This is a genomic window from Pseudomonas sp. HD6422 (genome assembly GCF_025377065.1).
Lineage (GTDB): Bacteria > Pseudomonadota > Gammaproteobacteria > Pseudomonadales > Pseudomonadaceae > Aquipseudomonas > Aquipseudomonas putida_U.
The window spans coordinates 54,276-74,729 of record NZ_JAHWIW010000017.1; the positions used below are offsets into that span (position 1 = coordinate 54,276).

Below are 20,454 nucleotides of genomic sequence, written 5' to 3' on the forward strand. Positions count from 1 at the left end.
CTATCAGTTCATAGCTGACTCGACCTGGTGGAGGTCGCCATGACACTGAAAAGCGATACCGAGGCCCTTGCCTCGATTGAGGAAGAAGCCCAGGCAATGCTGAAAAAGATCGGTCTGCCGGACGACCAGATGAAGAAAGACATGGTCATCTGTCTGCGCCAGATCATCGAGATTGCTCGGTACCGAAGAGGCCTGGGCGCCGACCCTGTTGTTGGATAGGGGGAAGGCGCTGGCTGGCAGCGGCGGAGGGTCAGGCGGCCGCGGCCTGCTCTTTGATCGCCATGATGGCGCTGGCAGCGTGGCGGACGTAGTACAGGCTCGCCATTACCTTCGGGCACGGCCTGCTGATTGTGGTCTCCCACAGATCGCTTCCGCCGATCAGCGACTCGTTGTTATGAAGAAAGTCGTAGGCCAACACGATCTCTGCGTCCCGGCCCTCTGCGAAGGTCTCGACTTCTTCAATCACGTCAGCCAGGTCGCTGAACGGCAGCCGATCATCATCGGACTCGTCGCGCTCGCGCAACCATTCACCCAGCTGCTCAGCCTGCTCCAGCGTAGCGCCCTGGTCGGGGATACCAGCCATCCACGCGGGGATCTGGTCGGCGCCGAACTCCTCCTCGATCCGGCCGACGATGCAGGTGCAGACCGTGTCGCGGACGCTGTCGAAGTCGATCACCTGTCGCCTGCTGGATTCGTCCAGCTTTTCGTAGAGGTAACCGTCGCTCTGATGGCGCAGGAAGTTGATGCCGTAGCTGGCGCCGACATTCCAGATGAGCCCGCCGATGTCGCCGAACATCGACATGCCGTAGGCGGTCACGCAGATATCGAAGTGGTAGACCCGGGTGCCAGGCTGCTGGCAGCGCCAAACCTCGACGCCGTTCTCATTCACCAGCTGGGTGTATTGGTGCTGGGCCAAGTCCTCAGCGACGCGGGCGGCGAGTTCGGAGCGTTCTTGGTCTTTCATGGCTTTCTCCATGCATGCGCCGCCCTCCGTGGCCGGATGCGGCATGGTGGCAATTTGGTTTTGGATGGGGTATTACGGGTGACCGGCATTGGACCTAAAGGAGCTAGCGTATGGCAGGTGATACCAGCAACATGACTACGTGGATGCGGAGCGCGGACATTCGCTCCTCGATCTCTCGATGCCAGGAAATATTCAATAGCGGGATAATCTCGCAGCAGAACAGTTCAGGCGCGCTATTCGAGTCAGCTATCACCCTGCTTTTGATTAACCTCAGCGACTTATTGGCAAAAGCGTCGCAGGACGGTCATCGTGTTAGTTTCAGCGACGATGTGCGAGAAACTGAAAAGATCAAGGATGTGACCGACCTAGTGCGGACATGCCGGAATGCTGCATGTCACATCGGCAGCGGGGAGCACAAGATTGACTTTGGAAAGTTTACCTTCTGCGTCATCGGCGGCTATGCACCGGGAGCTTTTCACATCAATGGCATCGAACGCGGTTCCGATTACCACGATGATATCGCTATTTATTATGGCGACAATCGGTTGTATGTGAGGCGGCATTTGCTGAAAAGCTTTGAGCTGGTAGCTGCGATTTTTGCGGAAGTGAGATAGCAATTTTTTTTGTGGGCAGACAGCGGACAAGCTCCATATCTCGGTCATGCCAACCAGCAAGCCACCAGCCGCAGTCCACCGTCATCCATCCGTATGGCTGGGCATCGCGTGACTGGCTGTTGTCGCGGCATGAGCGACCGAGGTAGTACGCGGCGGGGTGGGCGGCTGATAGCGCATGGTTACGCCCCCGTGAGGTGGTGCGCTGGCGCGAACGGTTCTATTCACCAAAAAAGCGTCAACAAAAAATTTTCCCTTATAAATCAGTAAACTAGAAATCCGGCACGGATCAGCTTCAGAGAAGCGTAAACATAAACAGGATTGAAGGGCGGGTTGTTTACATTTTCCTGATTCAGCACATCGCTCTGCTAGTCCGCAGCCGGGCCGAGGCCCAGTCAGGCTGTCAGGTCTGGACGGTCCTCGACAACCAAGATGCGCTCATGCCCGCCAAGTCCCTGACCTGCTCAGCTGCACGGTAGGCCACGAGATCCGGTTGACACGCCTGTCAACTGCAGGCAAGATTATCTCAACAGCGCCTGATCCTATGTTGCCGGCTTGACCGGCATTACGGTCAGGCCTTCTTGTTTCTGGAACATGGAAGTTGAACCAGCCCATCCCTCCCAAGCCGTTCCTCGCCTACGTTGATCTTGTCGCGCTACTAGCCAGCCGCGGCATGAACATTGTCGACGTAAACGCAGCTGAGCGAGAGATCGCCCGACTGGGCTACTACCGTTTGAGCGGTTTCTGGTACCCAGCTCGTAGATTCGCCCGGGATGGCGCAGGCAATAAAGTCAGTTGCCCACAAACCAATAAGCCAGTTCGCCTGGAAGACTTCCAGCCAGGGACTCGATTCGACAGAGCCGTTGAGCTTTACAAATTTGATAAAGCGCTTCGCTTGCTCATGCTCGATGCAATTGAGTCGATCGAGGTCCACCTCAAGACCGTCGTAGCGCACGAACTAGGCCGAAACAATGAGATGGCGTATACCTCGGCCTCCTACATAGAGCCGAAATGGACAATCGTCAATCGTGGCTATGCCAATAGCAAATGGGATAGCTGGACGATTCGTGAACAAAAGAAACAAGCCGAGTGTCATGAGGAGTGCTTCACATCTCATCGGTTGAAGAATCGCTCTGTGCCGTTCTGGGTGGCTGTTGAAGCTTGGGACTTCGGTACACTGTCTCTTTACTACCAGATGCTCAAGCGTAAACCCCAGGGGTGGATCCTGGCGAGGCTGGGGCTTCACGATGTCAAAGCATTCATCAGCTGGCTCAAGGAATTGAACACCCTCCGCAATCGGTGTGCCCATCACACCCGCATTTGGAACCAATCGTCGAGCAACCTTATTGCTTTACCGAATGGTAGCCCTTACTTCCAAGCCCTAAACCTGAATGCGAATGCGCTAAAGCGCCTGTACGGCCTTATCGCGGTGATCTGGCTGTTGCTCCAACGGATTGAACCTGGTAGCCAGTGGATCCGACAGATCGCTGACTTGATTGACTCCAAACCCGCGATCCCCGGATGCACATTCGTTGCAATGGGTTTCCCCAACGAGGCTGGCTTCCCACGCCACTTCTTTGGGATCTAGCGAACCATCCCCATCTGTAAACAATAAAAAAAGCGAAGCCAAATCAATGGCTTCGCCTCAGATGTTGTCACTTCTTAAATAGCTGTTTTTCAGAAGGGTATGTCGTCGTCGAAGTTATCCGGCGGCGCGGCCTGCTGGCTCTGCTGCTGGGGCGCGGGGCGGCGCTGTTGCGGCTGACGATCTGGCATTTGCCCTGACTGCTGACCCTGTGGCTTGCCGCCGAGGAGCTGCATGGTACCGCGCATGTCGACGTGCACCTCGGTGGTGTAGCGCTTGATGCCGTCCTTCTCCCACTCGCGCGTCTGCAGCTTGCCCTCGATGTAGATCTGGGAGCCTTTGCGAGCCCACTCGCCGGCGATCTCGGCGACCTTCCCGAACATCACCACGCGGTGCCACTCGGTGCGCTCAACCTTCTGGCCGGTCTGCTTGTCGGTCCACTGCTCACTGGTGGCCAGGCTGATGTTGGTCACGGCCTGGCCGTTGGGCATGTAGCGCACGTCCGGGTCCTGGCCAACAGTGCCGACCAGGATGACCTTGTTTACCCCGCGGCTCACGACGTCGCCGCCCCGGCCACGATCATCGCCAATGCAAACAGGGCAGCCCAGCGGGTCGCCCGCTCGCCGATGTGCTTCACCTTGATGACCGCCATGATCGGCGTGGCCTTGGATTCAATGGCGCGCTCCAGGCTCTCTGCATAGCGGATAGCCTGCGAGTAGCTGGTGTTGCGACCATATACGCGGTCGTCGGCGGCAGAGACCACTACCCAGCCGGCGCCGTCCTGGGTCACGTAGAAGCGTGACTTGCTGCGGAACTCCTCGGTGGCTGTTATGACTTGCTGGCGAAGCGCTTCACGCGCGCTTTTGCTCTGCTCGATGGCTGCTTGCATGGTGGTGGTCCTCATTGTGGTCAGGCGTGAAGTTCCAGGCTTTCGGCCCGGCGAACGATTCGAATCTGGGCGGTGCGCCGTTCGGGCGCCCGGCGATCGCGCCGCATGGGGTCTCCGTCGTCGATCACCGCATGCATTGCGATGAGGCTGGCGAGCATGATGCAGAGCGGGCTGATGATCTGTTGGCGCATGGCCTTGGTGACGGCCTCAATGCGCCGTCCGGCCTCCAGCTTGAACAGCGCGGCCTCGATGCGGTTGGCCACCGTGCCCGGGCTCACCGCCATCTGGCGGGCGATTTCTTTTGTGGTGAGGCCCTGGGCCACCCACAGCATTGCTTCAAGCTCGCGGGGAGCCAGCGCCTTGCCGAGCTGGCCTATCCATGAGCCACAAGTGATCGTTTCCATGAAATGTCCTCGGTGGGCTGCATTGGTGTGTGGTCTGGGGGATCTTCCAGGCGAGGCCTGCGAGGCCCTGTAATCGTTCCCCATTTACTCGGGGCGGCCTGCCATTCAGTTTCAGATCACACACCGATGCAGCCTGGTGATGGGGAACCAGGTGGATCGGGCAGTTTTCGTCAGGCTGACGTGGCGCTGGTTGTCACTGCTGGGTGCGCAGCTCGGCGCGAGGAACCCAGCCGTTGTGCGTCTTGACCATGCAGCCCACAAAGGCCGCGTAGCGGGTGTCGCGCTCCGTCTGGTGGCCGTACCAGGCGCAGCCGCCCCAGTCGATCAAGCGGAAAGTCAGCCACGTTGCGCCGATCAAGAGCAGCGCGAGGGCAATGACTCGCTTCACAGGTAGTCCTTGAGACTCAAGCCCATCAACTTCGCGGACTTCTCAAGGACGGCCATTTCCTTGTCGTCGATGTCGCCCGAGGCTTCGGCGATGGTCAGCATGACGTTGATTACGATGGCCGCTTCTTCCGGCGAGTGGGCCAGGTCCTTCAGTTCCTTCTCGGCGTTCATGCGTAGGATGCGATGGCCACCGTCGTGGAAGTCCTTCTCGGCACGGTCCATGGTGTTGGACAGTTCCGGCCCGAAGCCTTTGAGCTGAGGAGTATTGGCGATCAGTTTTTCGGTCTTCTTGATCTCGTCTTCGCTGATATCGCCGTCGGCAGCAGCGACGTAGAAGGCGCCATAGACGATCGCCTGCATCAGGTCGCGGTTCTGGACCACCTGCATCGCAGCGCGGGCTTCACGACCTTTCTTGCCGAACAGTTTTCCAAGCATGGGGATTGCTCCGTGGGGTTGATTTCCCGTCTGGCCCTGTCACCAAGGCCAGCCAGTGAAATCGAAGTGATCCAGGCGCCCATCGCTCTCTGGGCTACGCGCTTCCCCGCATTGGCATGCGCGCCACTTGGTTACCTGAACCCAGCTCACTGCATGAGGCAGCTGCTGCCCTCATGTGCCGCTGAGGGTGACGGGTGTCGAGTTGTGTAAAGAGCGGAGTTTCATCGAGCGCTATGCGTTTCGATGGATGAACTATACGAATCCTCATAAGTCTAGTCAATACGGTTTTGCATAAATTTATGCGAAGCATGAAAAAGCCCGCGCTGGGCGGGCTTTGGAATGGAGTTTGTTACGCCTAGAGCTGGAAGATTGACTTCGGCATCTTGCCGTCGACTACGGTCCCGACGATCTCCCAGGTGTCGTCTATTGGCTTGATCGGATAGGCAGGGTTAAGAGGCTTGAGGTACAGCTCCCCTGCGTCTCTCACCAACTGCTTGAAGGTCGCTTCGTTGGTGTCGATCATCCTTGCTATCACGAACTGACCTGGCCGCGGCTCGATATCGGGAGCAACAAGGATCAGAAATCCTTCGGGAAAGGAATGGCCGGAAGGATCGGTCATCGAGCTGCCGACGACTTTCAGCCAGAACGCATCTTCACCAGCCCACACATCCGAGGTGTGTCGCGGGCAGAGGGAGATATTGCCCACCTCTGAAGCCTCCCTGGCATTTCCAGCTTGAACCCAGCTGATCTCTGGGTAGGAGAAAGAACGGTTCGGCTGCAGCGCGGCGGTTACGTTGGAGTCGTCCAAGACGCTGGAGCCGAACATCAGCCAGTCAGGCGAAACGCCAAGGGCTTTCCCGAGACCTTCGATTGTGCCCCGGCGCGGGCTTGAGCTCTCTCCGGAGAGAATCCGGTTGATCGTCGGCTGAGGAACCTTCGACTGCCTGCTTAATTCGCTCTCGCTGAGGCCTAGCTCTTTCATTTTGCCCCGGAGCCGGTCGGCGACACTCATAGTTTTTCCCGTATGCGTGGACGTATCAGCGCAATTCTATTGCATAGATCTATGCTTGTTCGTATGATCTTCCATGCAGAAACTCATAGGAATTCCCCATGACAGTTCAAGAGATGTTGAGCCGTTTGTTCCAGCTTGGGCTGTCGCAGGCGGATGTCGCTAAGCAATGCGGCACCACACAGCCAACCATTTCCAGGGCCGCCAACGGCGCTGCTGTTCGATACGAGCTTGGCAAATCCATCGAAAAGCTCCTCGAGCAGCAGGAGCGCGGAGTTGGCGAGCCGAATGTTGCGGCCTGACTCCGGGCTGATGAGGGGATTTTCGTTGATCTGGCACCGAGCCACTAGATGCCCAAAACACCTGTGAATGTAACCAGTAGGAGAGGCGCATGTTTATTGACGGATTGATGGTGGGGGCAAGCGCTTTCGGAGCAGCGGCCTTTTGCTTTGCCGCGGGCTTTGTGGTTGGCGGGTCGCGCAGCCATGGAGCCGCTGTATTCCCTGCAACACACGTCAGTTTCGGCGTAGAGCTTTCGGACGAGGCCCGCCTGGAGTTGCTTGAATCGGCGAAGGAGGCAGTTCGACTAGGCCAGCTAGGAAAGGCCGATCAACTTGGTGATTACCCCGCCAGCAATAAGGGCAAGTAGCCAGATGCCGACCTTCTTGATGGTTGAGCCATGTGACTCCCACGCCCTCCGGAGCGGCGGCGAATCAAAGCCAAACATCGCGAAGTGCTCATCGCTGTACGAGTACGGCTTTTTGTCCCAGTGCTTCGCCTTCAGCTTCTCGAAAAGATCCTTTGCAGCCTTCATCAGGCCTCCCAGCCTCTGAAATGCAGACATAAAAAAACCGCCTGGCAGGGCGGCTTTCTCTACAACATTTGAACGGGTTTAAGCATGACAAACATCGTCCCACTTGACAAGTCCAGGGGGTTCACCCGGATGGACAATCAGCTCATGGATGGCCTGCTGGCTATCGATCTCCCGGCCAGGGAGATGAAGATTGTGCTGTACGTGGCCAAGGCCACTATCAACTTCGGGGCAGGTGCTCAACGCATCCCTGCGACCGACATCGCCAAAGCCATCAACGCTCATCCCGACACGGTCTCGAAGGCGGTCTCTAGCCTGCTGCGTCGTCGCGTGCTGTTCCGTGAGGGCGGCGCCAGGGGCGACATCGGCGTGAATGACCCGAAAGACTGGGTCTATGTCACTGATCCGAAACAGACCAAAACAGCCGACTCGGCTGAAGTGGTCCGAATCGGATCCGAGTCGAAACAGACCAAAACCGCCGACTCCCTTCTTTATTCTAAGAATCTAACCCCCTATGTATTTCTTCCTTCGGAAGAAAATACATGCCCCCCCAGCGACGAGCCGCCGGCTCCGGCCAAAGCCGACCGCAAAGCACCGTTCGGGAAGACCGCCATGCTGGCCGACAACCCTCACGGTCTGGATGAGACGCTGATCGCTGACTACCTGACTGTCCGCAAGGCCGCCAAAGCCCCAGTCACTGCTCGCATCTGGGCCGGCCTCAACCAAAAGCTGGAGCAGTGCAAGGCCTTCGGCATCCAGCCAGCCCAGGCCCTGGCAGTCGCCGTCGAGAACGGATGGCGAGGCTTCGAGGTGGACTGGGTGGCCAAGCGTATCGGCAGCCAGATTCCAGCCAAAGCAAACCCCAACAGCCGTCATCACGGCTTCAACGACCGCGACTACACCGCTGGCCTGGCCCCGCGGGAGGACGGCACCTATGCGATCTGAATCGGTAATCACCATGTCCGACGTGAGAAACGCCGCGGGCTTCCGTGTCCAGCCAGCCGAGTGCGAGCACCACGGCGCCTTCGAGCAGCGAGTGACCCTGTTGATGGGGCGCGAGATCATCGGGCGCTGCCCTGAGTGCGAGAAGAGCGCCATTGCCGAGCGCGAGGCCAAGCAGCTGGCGGAAGAAACGCGTCTGAAGCGTGAGGCCATGACGCGCAAGCTGGGTTCGGCGCTTATCCCGAAGCGCTTCGCCGACCGCACGTTGGCCAACTACCGCGTCGAGCACGAAGGACAGCGCAAGGCCTTGGCCTACTGCACCCGCTACGTGGCGGCATTCGAGGAGATCGAGCGCACCGGGCGGTGCCTGATGCTGCTGGGCCAGGTTGGTACTGGAAAGACCCATCTGGGCGCCGGCATGGCCAACGAACTGATGCGCAACACCTCGGCCACCGCCGTCTACCGCACGGTGGGCGCGATCCTGCAGTCCATCCGAGCCACTTACGACCGTCACAGCGAACAGTCGGAGGCCGAGATCCTGTCCAGCCTGATCGAGCCGTCGCTGTTGGTGCTGGACGAGGTTGGGGTGAGCAAAGAGCAGCCGAGCGAATTCGAGCTGACCACCCTGTTTTCGATCATCAACGGGCGTTACGAGCAGATGCGCCCCACGGTGGTGATTTCCAACCTCGACCCAGCCCAACTGCGCCATGCCATGGGCGAGCGGTGTTACGACCGCCTGCGTGAAGGCGGCGGGGTGGTGGTGCCTTTTGAGTGGGACTCGCACCGTGGCAAGGAGGAGTTTTGACCATGCGGCAAACCAAACTGACCAAGGCTGCGCGCGGGCGGGAGTGCCAGGTGCGCATCCCTGGCGTGTGCAACGGCAACCCGGAGACCACCGTGCTCGCGCACTACCGCCTGGCCGGCACCTGTGGCGTCGGCAAGAAGCCGCACGACATGCAGGGCGCTTGGTGCTGCAGTGCCTGCCATGACGCCTGCGACGGGCGCAGCAAGGCCCTGGACCGTGACACCGCCCGCCAGTACCACGCCGAGGGCGTGATGCGCACCCAGGCTGTGTTGATCAACGAGGGGGTGCTGGTCGCATGAATGCTCCCGTCCTTCGCCCGTTCAAGGCCAAGCCGGCCCGTGCCAAGCCCGTCGACAGGGAAGGGCAGGAGCAGGCCGCTCTCATGAAAGAGCTGCAGCTGCGCTACCCACAGGCCTACAAGTTGATTTACCACGTCCCGAATGGCGGCCACCGGGTCAAGGCAGTGGCCGGAAAGCTCAAGGCGCAGGGCGTGAAGGCCGGTGTGCCCGACCTGGTGCTGCCGATGGCTCGCGGCGGCTACTTCGGCCTGTACATCGAGTTCAAGGCCATGCCGCCATTCGATGCGCCGGTGTCGCCGAGCCAGGACGCCTACCTGCAGGCGCTGGCCGGCCAGGGCTACCTGGCGATCGTGTGCCGGGGCAACATCGACGCCGTCGAGGCCATTCGCGCATACCTGCTTCAGCCTGTGACGGTGGCCGCATGAGCGCGACACGTGAGGTAAAGCTGAGCGAGGCCGAAGTGCGCCGACAGGCCGCCGACAAGTCGGTGCGTGACCTGCGCGACCCGCGCCACCCCGGCCTGTACCTGCGCTTCTGGAGCAACCGCGAGCGTGGTACCTGGCACCTGGTGCGCGGCAAGAAGTGGGTGCCGGTCGCCCGCTGGCCGGACCTGCCCGTGGCGGCGATGATTGCCGAACTGCCCGCCCTGCGTCAGCGACTGCTGCGGGATCCGGCCACCGCGCCGGTGGTTTCGGGAGTGTCTACCGTGGGCCAGTTGCTCGACTGGTACGCCGGTCGTATGGGCCTCGACCGCTCGCTGTCTGCAAAGCGCAAAGCTGCCGCCCGCGCGGCGATCGGCCAGCATCTGCGACCATGCCTGGGCGATCTGCCAGTCAAGTACGTCACCGCCGAACTGATCGACAAGCACTTGATCTGGCCGGCTCAGGCCAAGCTCTCGCTGTCCTATCTGCGGCAGATGTTCGGCATGCTGGTGACCGCATTCCGCCAAGCACTGAAGCTGGAAATGATCGAAAGCAATCCCTTGGCCGGTGTGCGCTTCAGTGACTTCACCAAGGCGCGAATCGCACCAAAGGCTGCTCGCCTGCGTGGTGTGCACCTACCCGAGCTGATGCAGCAATTGGCCAAGGCATTCGAGTCAGCCCCGCACGACGCCATGCTGGCCCTGATGATGCTGGCCCATGGCACCCGTATCGGCGAAACCCGCATGGCTCGATGGAGTGACGTAACCCTGGCGGCTGACGAGTGGTTCATTCCTGCGGTTCACACCAAGACCCGCACCGAGCACCGCCTACCACTGACCGCTCAACTCAAGGCCCTGCTAATCCGGTACCGGGCGATCCAGCATGCCCGCGGCTACGAAGGCGTCTACCTGTTTCCGAATCGCCGTGGACATTGCCTGAGCGAGACCCAGGCCAGCATGGTGTTCACTCGCCTGGGCCAGGGTGAGTGGACCAGCCACGACCTGCGCAAGGTGTCCCGCACCACCTGGACCGACCTCGGTATCGACGGCCACATCGGCGAGATGCTGCTGAACCACACGCTGGGCAAGATCGCCAGCACCTACATCCACACGCAGGCCATGGAGCAGCGCAAGTTGGCTCTGGAAAGGTGGCATGCGTGGCTTGACCGGATCGGCTTCGCCGCCATCCATGGCCTCAAAGAGACCTTATTTGAAATCCCGCAGAAATCGCCACAAGCCAATGGCGGCGAGGCCTCGGGCGACCTTAGCGAATTAGTGATTAGCGAGGATTCGAAATGAAAAATAACAGCGAGCTAATCAATCAGGCCTCGGCCATCTGCAACCACCTTTCGTACAGCGCCGACACTCCAAATGGCAGCCCTAAAGAGGTCATTCGCGAGCTGTGCCACCGCCTTGGGAGCCGGACAGTCACCATTCAAAAGGTGCACCTGGGCTACACCATGACCAATGCCTACGGACGCATGCGCTACCTGACCAAGCCTGAGGCGTTCATGTGGCGGCTGTTCAGTTGGCCGCCGCGAGGCTTCGAGGTGCTGGGCGAGTCGGCAGAGTGGTGAAACAGCACGGCCCAGCCTTCAAGAAGGCCGTGATCGAGTTGGCTCAGTGCCCTTTGTGCCGTGGGAGAGCGGTCACTCAGGGCGTATTTCACGAACTGCCATGCGAACACTGCAACGCCTCGGGCTGGGTAGTGGCTGCAACAGGAGAGGCCCTGGCCCTGGATGAACTGGTGACCCAGCTCAGCATGAGGCTGCAGGTCGCGACACGGCAGATCGAGCAGTTGAAGAACCCTCAGGCATCCGGGCCTGAGGCGACATATCAGGGAAGCAACCGGCGCGGCGCCGGCGGCACCAACTACACCGGGGATTGAGGGGGAAGGACATGAAAAAACGAACCTACGTAAACAAGGCCCTTGGTGACACAGCGTACATGCTCGAGCAATGGGGCTGGTGGCGCATGGACGGCATGGGCGTGCCTCAGTATGTCTGCCCGCTGTATGCGCTTATGAAGGAGCACGCCCCAGTGGAAGGCGACGTCAAGCAATACGTAATAACGGACGACCTCGCTCTTGCGGTGGACGGAGCGGTGGCCAGGCTGAACAAACGGAACCCGCAGATGGGCGGCTTCGTATGGCTGTACTTCGGTGCTAAGTGGCCGGCGTTACGGATCGCTCGCGAGCACAAGATGGGAGAAGCGAAGGCGCGCGAGTTGATCAACACCGGAGTGGCCTGGATTGACTGCGCTTTGGAGCAGTTGCGAGAGGCTGCATAAAAAGCTTTCCGCGCGGATAAACACCTGTTTTCATAGCAGCGTGTCCAGCTTGCAAGCAACGCGACACAGACAAACCCCGGCCATTTTGTCGGGGTTTTCTTTATCTGGCGTGTTCGGTATTAGCGAAGGCGTGTAGTATCTATGTGCCATCAATAAGCAAGGATCGATCATGCAAGACGTTATGCTCAAAGCACTGGTGGGTACCGTAGGATCTGCTGGTATTACATTTGGTATCACGCTCTCTATCCCTAGCGGTGTGATAACCGGGACTCTCATCTCCGAGAAGGAATTCAAAACCCGCTTCGCTGATGACTTCAGTAATGCTTTTCCTGGTGGGCCACATGAGGGCTTGAGGGAAACCTTCGCCACTCTTGGTGAGGACGCTGAAGGTTACGAGATCGTAGCTTCTCAAATGATCCACCTGAAAGATGCGAAGTACGTGAGCCAGAACGGGGTAATGCCTACTGGTGCTACTCCGATGTACTGGCGAGGAAAGATCGAGGATGTATCGGGTTTCTCTCTCGGTACTTTTAACCATTCCTAACTGCTTTTAGATGTTTAGCGCTTATGCGCTGGACCTGTAGCCTCGGCATTCGCCGGGGCTTTTTTGTTTCTGGGGGAAAAGATGAGCGAGCAGGCAAAGCGATACGAGCAAGCTGTGGTGGACGCACTGGTTGCAGGAGACTCCGGTAAGTTGGAGGCAGCGCTGCGCTGGCTTTCGAAGACTGACGCTGGCCGCTTCCTCACTGCCACCAAACAGCTTCTGGATACCGAGCGAGAGAAGAAGCTCGGCGTAATGGTGATTGCGCCACTTAGCAAAACTCTCCCGCCTTTCTATTATGACGGAAGTTTCGTATACGCAGCGGTCTATGCCGACTGTGAGGGGTTCATGATGAAGGAAGCCCACCAATACGGTGCGGGAATCTACTACCCAGATGTTGTCGAGGTAGTGGGCAAGGTGTGCGGCGAGTTCGACGAGGCTGTGGTGAAGCGGGTTCGAGAGCTCAAGAGCCATATCAAAGATCTCATCGACCAGGTATGCGGTCATTCCACTGCAGATATCAGCGTGATCGGCCAGGCTCGATCGGAGCTGCTCACAGGGCAGGCCTTGCTGGTCGCCGCAGTTTCCCCACTGGAGTAACCAATGGACCCGACCGACCTCGGCCCAGGCACAGCCACCTGGCTGGGCGGAACGGGCACAGTATTGTTGGGCGGCTTCCTGTGGTTGCGTAAGTTTCTGTCCAAGGATGCCGCGGACCGAGCAATGGACAATGCCGACATCGGCACGGTCCGCCGCCTCAATGAGCTGCTCGATTCCGAGCGCGAGGCCCGGAAGCTGGCCGAGGCTCGCGCCGACCAGTTCGCCAAGGAGCGCAACGAGCTTGCAGCAGCAGTGGGGCGAATGGAGGGCAAGATCGAAGCGCTTACCAGCCAGGTGGGTCAGCTCACCGAAAAGGTGACCACGCAGAGCGCCGAGATCTCCCGGCTTCGTGCGCAGCTTGGAGGTACAGCCTGATGGACAAATGCGCTTTGGAGTTCATCGCTAGACGCTGGTGGCGACGGGCAGAGGTGTGGGTCATCGCTGTGGTGCTCATTGCAGGCGGTGCAGTCCTGGGTTGGCAGTCTGCTTATTGGTCGATGGCCAGCACTCAGTCGCATCAGATTGACGAGATCCGGAAGGCCTACGACGCAGCTATGGCTGAACGTGACAAGCGCCTGGACGACTTGACCAGCAAGGCCGAGAGCGCCGCTACCAAGGCGTCGAAGGCAGCAACCACCGCGACCCAGGCAGCCGACAAGGCTGATGAGGCGCTGAGCCGAGCGGCGCAGTGATGGCCAGGCTCAAGACGCTAGGCTCCCGCATTAAGGAGAGTGCAGGCTCAAGGATCAAAGTTGTTACACCTGGCAGTTGGCGAGGCAGTATGACCAGCTCCCAGCGTGGCTACGGCTATCGCTGGCAGAAGGCACGTGAGCAGTACCTGTGAGACAACCCGCTGTGCGTCTACTGCGAGCGGAACGGACGCACAACTGCGGCCAGGGTTGTTGACCACATCGTTGCTCATCGTGGAGACATGGTTCTCTTCTGGGATCAGTCCAACTGGCAGAGCCTCTGCAAGCCTTGCCACGATTCCGTCAAGCAGGCCGAGGAGGCAGTTGGCCTTGGCGGCTGAGGCGTTCTCGAATCGTCGAAATCGATCAACACGCACCAAGGCATGTCAGCAGCGAGCCGCTATGGGGTAGGGGGGGGCAAAAGCTTGGGGTTCTCATCAAGCTAGACCGCCACCGACCCCACGTAGACATTTTTCTCCCCCCTCAAGGTTTTTGTTAATGGTGTTAACAGACAAACAGCGACAGTTTGTTGACGCTAAGGCGAAGGGTGCGTCCAACAAAACAGCAGCGGAAGCCGCAGGCTGTAAGGCTTCGACCGCTGCCGCGTCGGGCTCTAGGTGGATGAAAGATCCCAAGATTGCCGCTGCAATTCTCGCTCGTAAAGCAGAGCTGAGTGTTAACCCTGAGCGCAAGAGTCGAGCACGCAAAGCGAAGGTCGATGAAACCGCCGGAGACCCCGCCGAGGTTAACGAAGCTGATGGCGAATTCCTCAGCTGCTTGCCTTCGACCCAGGATCCGCTTGAGTGGTTGTTGGCGTTGATGAATGAACCGCGGGCGAAGGTCTTCGATCGGCGCAACGCTGCGCAGACGGCCGTGCCCTACATCCACGGCAAGAAAGCCGATGCCGGCAAAAAGGAACAGAAGGCGGAGGCCGCGAAGGCAGCCGGCAAGGGCAAGTACTCCCAGAGCAAGCCTCCCCTCACTGTCGTCAAGGGGTGACACATGCTTTGGACTACGGCCTGCCCTGACTGGTGGCGGCGACTGGCTGCCGGCGAATCGATCATCCCTGAACCACTGTTCCCTCAAGAGGCAGAGGAAAGCCTCTTAGTATTCAAGGGGCTTCGCATTGTCGACGCCCCCGGCAGCCCGACCATTGAGAGCGCGTGCGCCCCTTGGGTGCTCGCTTTCGCAGGGGCAGTGTTTGGCAGCTACAACACCGAGACCGGCGAGCGCCTGATTCGGGAGTTCATGCTTTGCATCCCGAAGAAGAACAGCAAGTCGACCATCGCCGCTGCGATAATGCTGACGGCCTTGGTCCGCAATTGGCGGATGTCGGCAGAGTTCATCATCCTCGCACCGACCAAAGAAATTGCCGACAACGCCTTCGTGCCGGCCAAGGACATGGTCAACAACGATGAGGAGCTGAAAGACCTGCTGCACGTCCAGCCGCACCTCCGGTTGATCACCCACCGCGAGACGGGGGCAACCTTGAAGGTAGTGGCCGCTGACAGCGACGTGGTGGGTGGCAAGAAAGCGGTTGGCGTGCTGATTGATGAGGCCTGGTTGTTCGGCAAGAACCCCAAGGCTGCGGACATGATTCGAGAGGCAACTGGTGGGTTGCTGTCCCGGCCAGAGGGTTTTGTCATCTGGTTGACCACGCAATCGAACGAACCGCCCGCCGGAGTATTTCGGTCGAAGCTGAACTACGCGCGTGGCGTGCGCGATGGCCGCATCGACGACAATCGCTTCCTGCCGATCATTTACGAATTCTCGAAGGATATGATCGACAGCGGCGATGCCCGCAAGCCAGAAAACTTCCACCTGGTAAATCCCAACATGGGGTTCTCGGTCGACCGCCCGACGCTCGAACGGTTGTTCATGCAGGCGGAAATCGACGGAGAGGCCGAACTGCGTGGCTTCCTTGCCAAGCACCTCAATATCGAGATCGGCTTAGCCCTCATGTCTGACGCCTGGGTTGGCGCCGAATTCTGGGAGCCGCAGGCGGCCACCTGGCTCAGCCTTGATGAAATCCTTGAGCGGTGTGAAGTCATTGATGTTGGCGGTGATGGAGGAGGGCTCGACGACTTGCTTGGTCTCGCCGTCGTCGGACGAGAGGCGACCACCCGCAGATGGTTCCATTGGGCTCACGCTTGGGCGCATCCGTCGGTCCTTGAGCGCCGCAAGTCCGAAGCCCCACGGCTAAAGGATCTTGAGGCGGTGGGCGACCTGACCATCGTCAAACGCATCGGTGAGGACGTGGAGCAGTTCGCTTCCATCGTCGCCCGCATCAACGAGACCGGCTTGCTGGATAAGGTCGGGCTCGACCCAGCGGGGATTGGCTCTGTTCTCGACGCCCTGGCCGACGCTGGTGTCGAGGAAGAAAAGATCGTTGGCATCTCTCAAGGCTGGAAACTCACCGGGGCGATCAAGACGACCGAGCGCAAGCTCGCTGAGGGAACCCTTTTGCATTGCGGCCAGCCGCTCATGGCTTGGTCGTGCGGAAACGCCAAAGGGGTGCCGTCGGCCAACGCCTTCTTGATCACCAAGCAAGCCTCGGGCACGGCCAAGATCGACCCGCTGATGGCTACATTCAACGCCGTTTCTCTGATCAGCCTCAATCCTGAGGGGCGTGGGGGAATGGACAACTTCATGGCTGGCATTCGGGACCCACTGATCGCATGAACGCACTTCACATTTTCATCGCCTGCGCTCTGGTGGCTTTCTCCCTGGCATGTGCTGGGGTATGGGTTTTGGCCGGTACTGGCTGGGCCTTGATTGCAGGAGCTTTGAGCTTCTTCTGCATCGCCGGTTTCCTTCGCCGAGGGCTAACCAGTGACTAAAACTCTGTACCAGGCGTTGGGGGCTGCGGCTACCAAGCCATCAGCCAGCATGAGCGAATGGTTGGGCAAGAGCATCAAGCTGTCGGATGGTGGCTTCTGGGGGGCCTTCCTGGGCGCCCAATCCAGTAGCGGCAAGTCGGTCAGCGTCGACAAGGCCATGCGCCTTTCTACGGTATGGGCTTGCGTCCGCATCATCTCTACCTCAGTGGCCGGCTTGCCGCTGAGCATTTATCGGCGAATGCCAGATGGCAGTCGTGAGAGCGCCCGGGACTTTCCGTTGTACGACGTGGTGCACACCAGCCCGAACGAGGACATGGCCGCCTTCCATTTCTGGCAAGCAGTCGTCGCCTCGATGCTGCTGTGGGGGAACGCTTACTGCGAGATCCACCGCTCTGCAGGTCGCGTCATTGCGCTGGACTTCCTTATGCCGTCCCGGGTCGACCTCGAGTTCGATGATGACGGTCGGCTGCGGTACTTCTTCAGGCCGCGAAAGGGGGCGCGCCGGGAGATTACGCGGCAGAACATGCTACACATCCCCGCCTTCACTCTGGACGGCCGGGTAGGCCTTTCCGCCATTCGCTACGGCGCGGACGTGTTCGGTTCGGCGATGTCCGCAGACGACGCTGCCAACAGCACTTTCCGCAACGGCATGATGCCTACCGTTGCGTTTTCGGTAGACAAGACGCTGAACCCGGCCCAGCGCGTTGAGTTTCGCGAGTACGTGAAGACGATCTCCGGGGCGCTGAACGCCGGCAAGAGCCCTGTGCTCGAGCAAGGCGTGAAGCCGGAGATGATCGGCATCAACCCGGCCGATGCGCAGCTGCTGGAGTCGAGAGGGCACAGCATCGAGGAGATTTGTCGATGGTTCGGCGTCCCGCCTTGGATGGTGATGAAAACCGACAAGGGCAGTAACTGGGGCACTGGCCTGGAACAGCAGCAGATCGCGTTTCTCACCTACTGCATCATGTCCTTCACGGCGCCGATTGAGCAGTGCGTGAACAAGTGGTGCATGACAGCGGTAGACCGGATCAGTTTCTACTCGGAATTCTCGCTCGAGGCGTTCCTGCGGGCCGACAGCTCTGGGCGCGCGGCGTACCTCAGCACGATGGCTCAGAACGGCTTCATTACCCGCAATGAGGGGCGGCGCAAGGACAACATGCCGCACATGCCTGGCGGGGACGTCCTGACGGTTCAGTCGAACCTGGTACCGCTGGACCAACTGGGCAAGCAAAACAACGATGGGCAGGCCGCTCGGGCCGCGCTGATGAACTGGCTCCAAGAGCCGGAAAGCAACTCACGGGAGTAATCCATGAAACACAAGATCCAGTCTCGCGGCCTGCGCAGCGAGATGAGCCCGCGCGCGCTCGATAAGTGGAATCCCGCGATCCAGGCGGCCGTCGAGAACACTTCGGAGACCATCACGGTGTACGGCGTGATTGGTGAAGATTGGTATGGCGAGGGCGTTACGCTGAAGCGCATCGATGCCGCCCTGCGGGCCATTGGCGAGCGTGACGTTACCGTCTACATCAACTCGCCGGGTGGCGACATGTTTGAAGGCATCGCCATCTACAACCGCCTGAAAGCGCACAGCCACAAAGTCACCACCAAGGTTCTGGGCATGGCGGCCAGTGCGGCATCGATCATTTACCTGGCAGGTAGTGATCGGCAGGTGGCTAGCAGCGCCTTCCTCATGATTCACAACTGCTGGACGTTCCTGGCGGGCAATCGTCACTACCTGCGTGACGTGGCTGATGACATGCAGGAGTTCGATGCCGCGATGGCCGACCTCTATGCCGAAACCAGCGGTCAGCCCGTAGATGACATGGCCGAGCTGATGGATGACGAGACCTTCATCCGCGGCAAGCGAGCCTTAGAGCTTGGCCTCGCCACTGGAATCCTATCGGCTACCGAGGTCACAGAGCGCGAAACCGAAGACGCCGCCCAAGCCAATGCGCTCAAGGCCATGGATGTGGCCCTAGCCAAGGGCGGCATGCCTCGCTCCGAGCGCCGCGAACTGTTCGCCAGTTTCAAGTCCGGTATGCCTCGCGCTGCCGGCGGGGGCACGCATAACGCTGCCCCGACCGATAAGCCCCGCGCTGTCGCGCCAGACCTCTCCGCCTCTCTGAGCGCGGCAACCAACATCCTCAATTCTTTGAAAGGAAAGTGACCATGGACTTTGAAGCCCAAGTCAAGGAACTTAACGCCAGCCTCAAGGGCATTGGTGATCAGATCAAAAGCCAGGCCGAGGCGACCGAGAAGCAAATCAAGGCTTCTGGTGAAATGAATACCGAAACCCGCGCCAAGGTCGATGAACTGCTGACCAAGCAGGGCGAGCTGCAGGCGCGCCTGGGCGAGGCTGAGCAGAAGCTCGTGAATGCGGGCCGTGACCATTCGCATCAGGAAGAACCGCAAAAGTCGGTGGGGGCCCTGGTGATCGGCAGCGAAGAAATGCAGGACATGAACTCGTCCTTCCGTGGTTCGCGTCGCGTCTCCGTTCCTCGGGCTGCCATCACCACTGCTACTGGCGGCGACCTGGTTCCTGCCCAGCGTTTGGCTGGTGTCGTCGCACCGCCGCAGCGCCGACTGACGATCCGTGATCTGGTGGCACCAGGCGAGACGGAGTCGAACTCCATCGAGTACATCCGCGAAACCGGCTATACCAACAACGCACGCACCGTTGCGGAGGGAACCGCTAAACCGTACTCCGACATTACCTTCGCCCTGACGACCGCAAACGTCCGCACCATTGCTCACCTGTTCAAGGCGAGCCGCCAGATGCTCGATGACGCCAAAGCGTTGCAGAGCTACATCGACGGTCGCGCTCGCTACGGCCTGAACATGGCAGAAGAGGCTCAACTGCTCTATGGCAGCGGCACTGGTGCAAACTTGCAGGGCCTCATGACGGTCGCCCAGCTATATGCCGCACCCGCCGGGGTCACGGTGGTGGGCGAGCAGCGTATTGACCGTCTGCGACTGGCGCTGCTGCAAGCCGAATTGGCGGAGTTCCCATCGGACGGCATCGTGCTTAACCCAATTGACTGGGCCGCGATCGAGCTGACCAAGGACGGAGAGGGGCGCTACATCATCGGTCAGCCGCAAGACGGCACCACCGCACGACTCTGGAACCGACCGGTGGTTTCCACCCAGGCTATGACCCAGGACGACTTCCTCGTCGGCGCGTTCAAGCTTGGCGCACAGATCTTCGACCGTATGGAAATCGAAGTGCTGATCTCGACCGAGAACGACAAGGATTTCGAGAACAACATGGCGACGATCCGCGCGGAAGAGCGCCTGGCCTTTGCCATCTACCGCGACGAAGCCTTTGTCACCGGCCAACTGATCGGCACTCCCTAATTCGTTCTGACAGAGGCGTCAGCAATGGCGTCCCACTGGAGTATTCCCATGGCACGTAAACAGGAAAAACCAGAGTCTACGGTTGAGGCGAAAGATACTGTCTCGACCACTGAAACCAGCGGCAGTCAGCCTGAGGATGGGGCTTTGTCCCTTTCTTCTGGTGGTGCAGCCTCGTCAAGTCCTGGCGAGTTGGGCGCTCCCGTAACTGATACAGGTCCGGGAGATAGCGCAAGTCAGGTGCCGCCGGAAGCGCCGACAGATTCGGGCGCCGGCTCTGATGCCGCATCAAGCGACCTGGGCACCAGTGGTGATCTCTCCGCTTCGAAAAAAGAGGCATTGGAAGGCGCAGATCAGAACGGGTCGGCGGTGACCGACGGCGACGACGAGCAGCCAGCTGAAGAGGATCAGGTTGCGGCTAACCCCAATCCAGCAACCCTCCAGATCTATCCGATGCGGTCCTACATGGATGAGGGCGAACTGCGTCGTCGCGGCGGTCCCGCTTACTTGGTTCCACGCCGGCATGCAGAGGAGTTGGTAGGGCGGAAGCTGGCAGCGTTCGAGCCGCTGAAGGAGTAGCGA

The 20,454-nt window shown here is 59.7% G+C and carries 30 protein-coding genes and 1 pseudogene; 23 read left to right on the forward strand and 8 right to left on the reverse strand.

Annotated features, from left to right (window positions below):
* Nucleotides 1-39: 39 nt before the first annotated feature.
* Nucleotides 40-219, forward strand: coding sequence for a hypothetical protein (locus KY379_RS14125; RefSeq protein WP_261240513.1), 180 nt, complete (start codon nt 40-42; stop codon nt 217-219).
* A 31-nt stretch (nt 220-250) separates the two neighbouring features.
* On the opposite strand, the gene KY379_RS14130 is transcribed toward KY379_RS14125, so the two are convergent.
* The gene (locus KY379_RS14130) at nt 251-964 is read right to left on the reverse strand and encodes a hypothetical protein (protein WP_261240514.1); all 714 of its coding nucleotides are present in this window, start codon (nt 962-964) and stop codon (nt 251-253) included.
* A gap of 110 nt (nt 965-1,074) precedes the next feature.
* On the opposite strand from KY379_RS14130, the gene KY379_RS14135 reads away from it, so the two are divergent.
* Together KY379_RS14135 and KY379_RS14140 are read left to right on the forward strand one after the other, a co-directional pair.
* Entirely contained in the window at nt 1,075-1,578 is a 504-nt protein-coding gene (locus tag KY379_RS14135) for a hypothetical protein (RefSeq protein ID WP_215520959.1), read from the forward strand.
* A gap of 598 nt (nt 1,579-2,176) precedes the next feature.
* Nucleotides 2,177-3,163 carry an Abi family protein gene (locus KY379_RS14140; protein WP_075948672.1) on the forward strand — a complete coding sequence of 329 codons (987 nt, stop codon included), beginning with the start codon at nt 2,177-2,179 and terminating at the stop codon, nt 3,161-3,163.
* 89 nt (nt 3,164-3,252) lie between these two features.
* Here the strand turns inward: KY379_RS14140 and ssb are convergent, their stop codons facing one another.
* The 6 genes from ssb to KY379_RS14170 all read right to left on the reverse strand — a co-directional run bounded on the left by ssb (nt 3,253) and on the right by KY379_RS14170 (nt 6,287).
* A complete protein-coding gene (gene ssb / locus KY379_RS14145) occupies nt 3,253-3,717 on the reverse strand; it encodes a single-stranded DNA-binding protein (RefSeq protein WP_261240515.1) in 465 nt (154 codons plus the stop codon).
* Complete coding sequence (locus KY379_RS14150) at nt 3,714-4,049, reverse strand: hypothetical protein (RefSeq protein WP_261240516.1); 336 nt, start codon at nt 4,047-4,049, stop codon at nt 3,714-3,716. The genes ssb and KY379_RS14150 overlap by 4 nt, the downstream gene beginning before the upstream one ends.
* A 20-nt stretch (nt 4,050-4,069) precedes the next feature.
* Complete coding sequence (locus KY379_RS14155; protein ID WP_261240517.1) at nt 4,070-4,453, reverse strand: response regulator transcription factor; 384 nt, start codon at nt 4,451-4,453, stop codon at nt 4,070-4,072.
* A gap of 193 nt (nt 4,454-4,646) precedes the next feature.
* Nucleotides 4,647-4,841 carry a hypothetical protein gene (locus KY379_RS14160; RefSeq protein WP_261240518.1) on the reverse strand — a complete coding sequence of 65 codons (195 nt, stop codon included), beginning with the start codon at nt 4,839-4,841 and terminating at the stop codon, nt 4,647-4,649.
* Nucleotides 4,838-5,275, reverse strand: a complete 438-nt coding sequence (locus KY379_RS14165) for a tellurite resistance TerB family protein (protein ID WP_261240519.1) — start codon at nt 5,273-5,275, stop codon at nt 4,838-4,840. The genes KY379_RS14160 and KY379_RS14165 overlap by 4 nt, the downstream gene beginning before the upstream one ends.
* A gap of 355 nt (nt 5,276-5,630) precedes the next feature.
* Nucleotides 5,631-6,287, reverse strand: coding sequence for a LexA family protein (locus KY379_RS14170; RefSeq protein ID WP_261240520.1), 657 nt, complete (start codon nt 6,285-6,287; stop codon nt 5,631-5,633).
* Nucleotides 6,288-6,385: 98 nt separating this feature from the next.
* On the opposite strand from KY379_RS14170, the gene KY379_RS14175 reads away from it, so the two are divergent.
* Nucleotides 6,386-6,586 carry a helix-turn-helix domain-containing protein gene (locus tag KY379_RS14175; protein ID WP_261240521.1) on the forward strand — a complete coding sequence of 67 codons (201 nt, stop codon included), beginning with the start codon at nt 6,386-6,388 and terminating at the stop codon, nt 6,584-6,586.
* Nucleotides 6,587-6,879: 293 nt separating this feature from the next.
* Here KY379_RS14175 and KY379_RS14180 read toward each other — a convergent pair whose 3' ends face one another.
* Nucleotides 6,880-7,128, reverse strand: a complete 249-nt coding sequence (locus tag KY379_RS14180; protein ID WP_261240522.1) for a hypothetical protein — start codon at nt 7,126-7,128, stop codon at nt 6,880-6,882.
* Nucleotides 7,129-7,182: 54 nt separating this feature from the next.
* On the opposite strand from KY379_RS14180, the gene KY379_RS14185 reads away from it, so the two are divergent.
* The 19 genes and pseudogenes from KY379_RS14185 (at nt 7,183) to KY379_RS14275 (ending at nt 20,451) form a co-directional block, all read left to right on the forward strand.
* Nucleotides 7,183-8,040, forward strand: coding sequence for a replication protein (locus tag KY379_RS14185; protein WP_261240523.1), 858 nt, complete (start codon nt 7,183-7,185; stop codon nt 8,038-8,040).
* Nucleotides 8,030-8,842, forward strand: coding sequence for an ATP-binding protein (locus KY379_RS14190; protein WP_261240524.1), 813 nt, complete (start codon nt 8,030-8,032; stop codon nt 8,840-8,842). Before KY379_RS14185 ends, KY379_RS14190 begins: the two co-directional genes overlap by 11 nt.
* 2 nt (nt 8,843-8,844) lie before the next feature.
* Nucleotides 8,845-9,141, forward strand: coding sequence for a DUF1364 domain-containing protein (locus KY379_RS14195; protein WP_261240525.1), 297 nt, complete (start codon nt 8,845-8,847; stop codon nt 9,139-9,141).
* A complete protein-coding gene (locus KY379_RS14200; RefSeq protein WP_261240526.1) occupies nt 9,138-9,566 on the forward strand; it encodes a VRR-NUC domain-containing protein in 429 nt (142 codons plus the stop codon). The genes KY379_RS14195 and KY379_RS14200 overlap by 4 nt, the downstream gene beginning before the upstream one ends.
* Nucleotides 9,563-10,861 (forward strand): tyrosine-type recombinase/integrase, encoded by a 1,299-nt coding sequence (locus KY379_RS14205; protein ID WP_261240528.1) that lies wholly within the window; start codon nt 9,563-9,565, stop codon nt 10,859-10,861. Before KY379_RS14200 ends, KY379_RS14205 begins: the two co-directional genes overlap by 4 nt.
* A complete protein-coding gene (locus KY379_RS14210; protein WP_261240529.1) occupies nt 10,858-11,139 on the forward strand; it encodes a hypothetical protein in 282 nt (93 codons plus the stop codon). The genes KY379_RS14205 and KY379_RS14210 overlap by 4 nt, the downstream gene beginning before the upstream one ends.
* Nucleotides 11,133-11,450, forward strand: a complete 318-nt coding sequence (locus tag KY379_RS14215) for a hypothetical protein (protein ID WP_261240531.1) — start codon at nt 11,133-11,135, stop codon at nt 11,448-11,450. Before KY379_RS14210 ends, KY379_RS14215 begins: the two co-directional genes overlap by 7 nt.
* Nucleotides 11,451-11,461: 11 nt before the next feature.
* A complete protein-coding gene (locus KY379_RS14220; protein WP_261240532.1) occupies nt 11,462-11,851 on the forward strand; it encodes an antiterminator Q family protein in 390 nt (129 codons plus the stop codon).
* 169 nt (nt 11,852-12,020) lie between these two features.
* Nucleotides 12,021-12,395: a hypothetical protein gene (locus KY379_RS14225; protein ID WP_261240533.1), complete on the forward strand. Its 375-nt coding sequence runs from the start codon at nt 12,021-12,023 to the stop codon at nt 12,393-12,395.
* 81 nt (nt 12,396-12,476) lie between these two features.
* Nucleotides 12,477-12,992 carry a hypothetical protein gene (locus tag KY379_RS14230; protein ID WP_261240534.1) on the forward strand — a complete coding sequence of 172 codons (516 nt, stop codon included), beginning with the start codon at nt 12,477-12,479 and terminating at the stop codon, nt 12,990-12,992.
* A gap of 3 nt (nt 12,993-12,995) precedes the next feature.
* Nucleotides 12,996-13,367 carry a chemotaxis protein gene (locus KY379_RS14235; RefSeq protein ID WP_197888921.1) on the forward strand — a complete coding sequence of 124 codons (372 nt, stop codon included), beginning with the start codon at nt 12,996-12,998 and terminating at the stop codon, nt 13,365-13,367.
* The gene (locus tag KY379_RS14240) at nt 13,367-13,684 is read left to right on the forward strand and encodes a hypothetical protein (protein WP_261240537.1); all 318 of its coding nucleotides are present in this window, start codon (nt 13,367-13,369) and stop codon (nt 13,682-13,684) included. The genes KY379_RS14235 and KY379_RS14240 overlap by 1 nt, the downstream gene beginning before the upstream one ends.
* A pseudogene (locus KY379_RS14245) lies at nt 13,684-14,022 on the forward strand (HNH endonuclease). Before KY379_RS14240 ends, KY379_RS14245 begins: the two are co-directional and overlap by 1 nt.
* Before the next feature lie 157 nt (nt 14,023-14,179).
* Entirely contained in the window at nt 14,180-14,680 is a 501-nt protein-coding gene (locus tag KY379_RS14250) for a terminase small subunit (protein ID WP_261240539.1), read from the forward strand.
* 3 nt (nt 14,681-14,683) lie between these two features.
* Nucleotides 14,684-16,363, forward strand: coding sequence for a terminase large subunit (locus KY379_RS14255; RefSeq protein ID WP_261240541.1), 1,680 nt, complete (start codon nt 14,684-14,686; stop codon nt 16,361-16,363).
* 150 nt (nt 16,364-16,513) lie between these two features.
* A complete protein-coding gene (locus KY379_RS14260; protein ID WP_261240543.1) occupies nt 16,514-17,827 on the forward strand; it encodes a phage portal protein in 1,314 nt (437 codons plus the stop codon).
* Between the two features lie 3 nt (nt 17,828-17,830).
* Nucleotides 17,831-18,688 (forward strand): head maturation protease, ClpP-related, encoded by an 858-nt coding sequence (locus KY379_RS14265; protein ID WP_261240544.1) that lies wholly within the window; start codon nt 17,831-17,833, stop codon nt 18,686-18,688.
* Nucleotides 18,689-18,690: 2 nt separating this feature from the next.
* Nucleotides 18,691-19,875, forward strand: coding sequence for a phage major capsid protein (locus KY379_RS14270; RefSeq protein ID WP_261240546.1), 1,185 nt, complete (start codon nt 18,691-18,693; stop codon nt 19,873-19,875).
* Nucleotides 19,876-19,923: 48 nt separating this feature from the next.
* On the forward strand, nt 19,924-20,451 hold the full coding sequence (locus KY379_RS14275) for a hypothetical protein (RefSeq protein WP_261240547.1): 528 nt from the start codon (nt 19,924-19,926) through the stop codon (nt 20,449-20,451).
* The last annotated feature ends 3 nt before the right edge of the window (nt 20,452-20,454 follow it).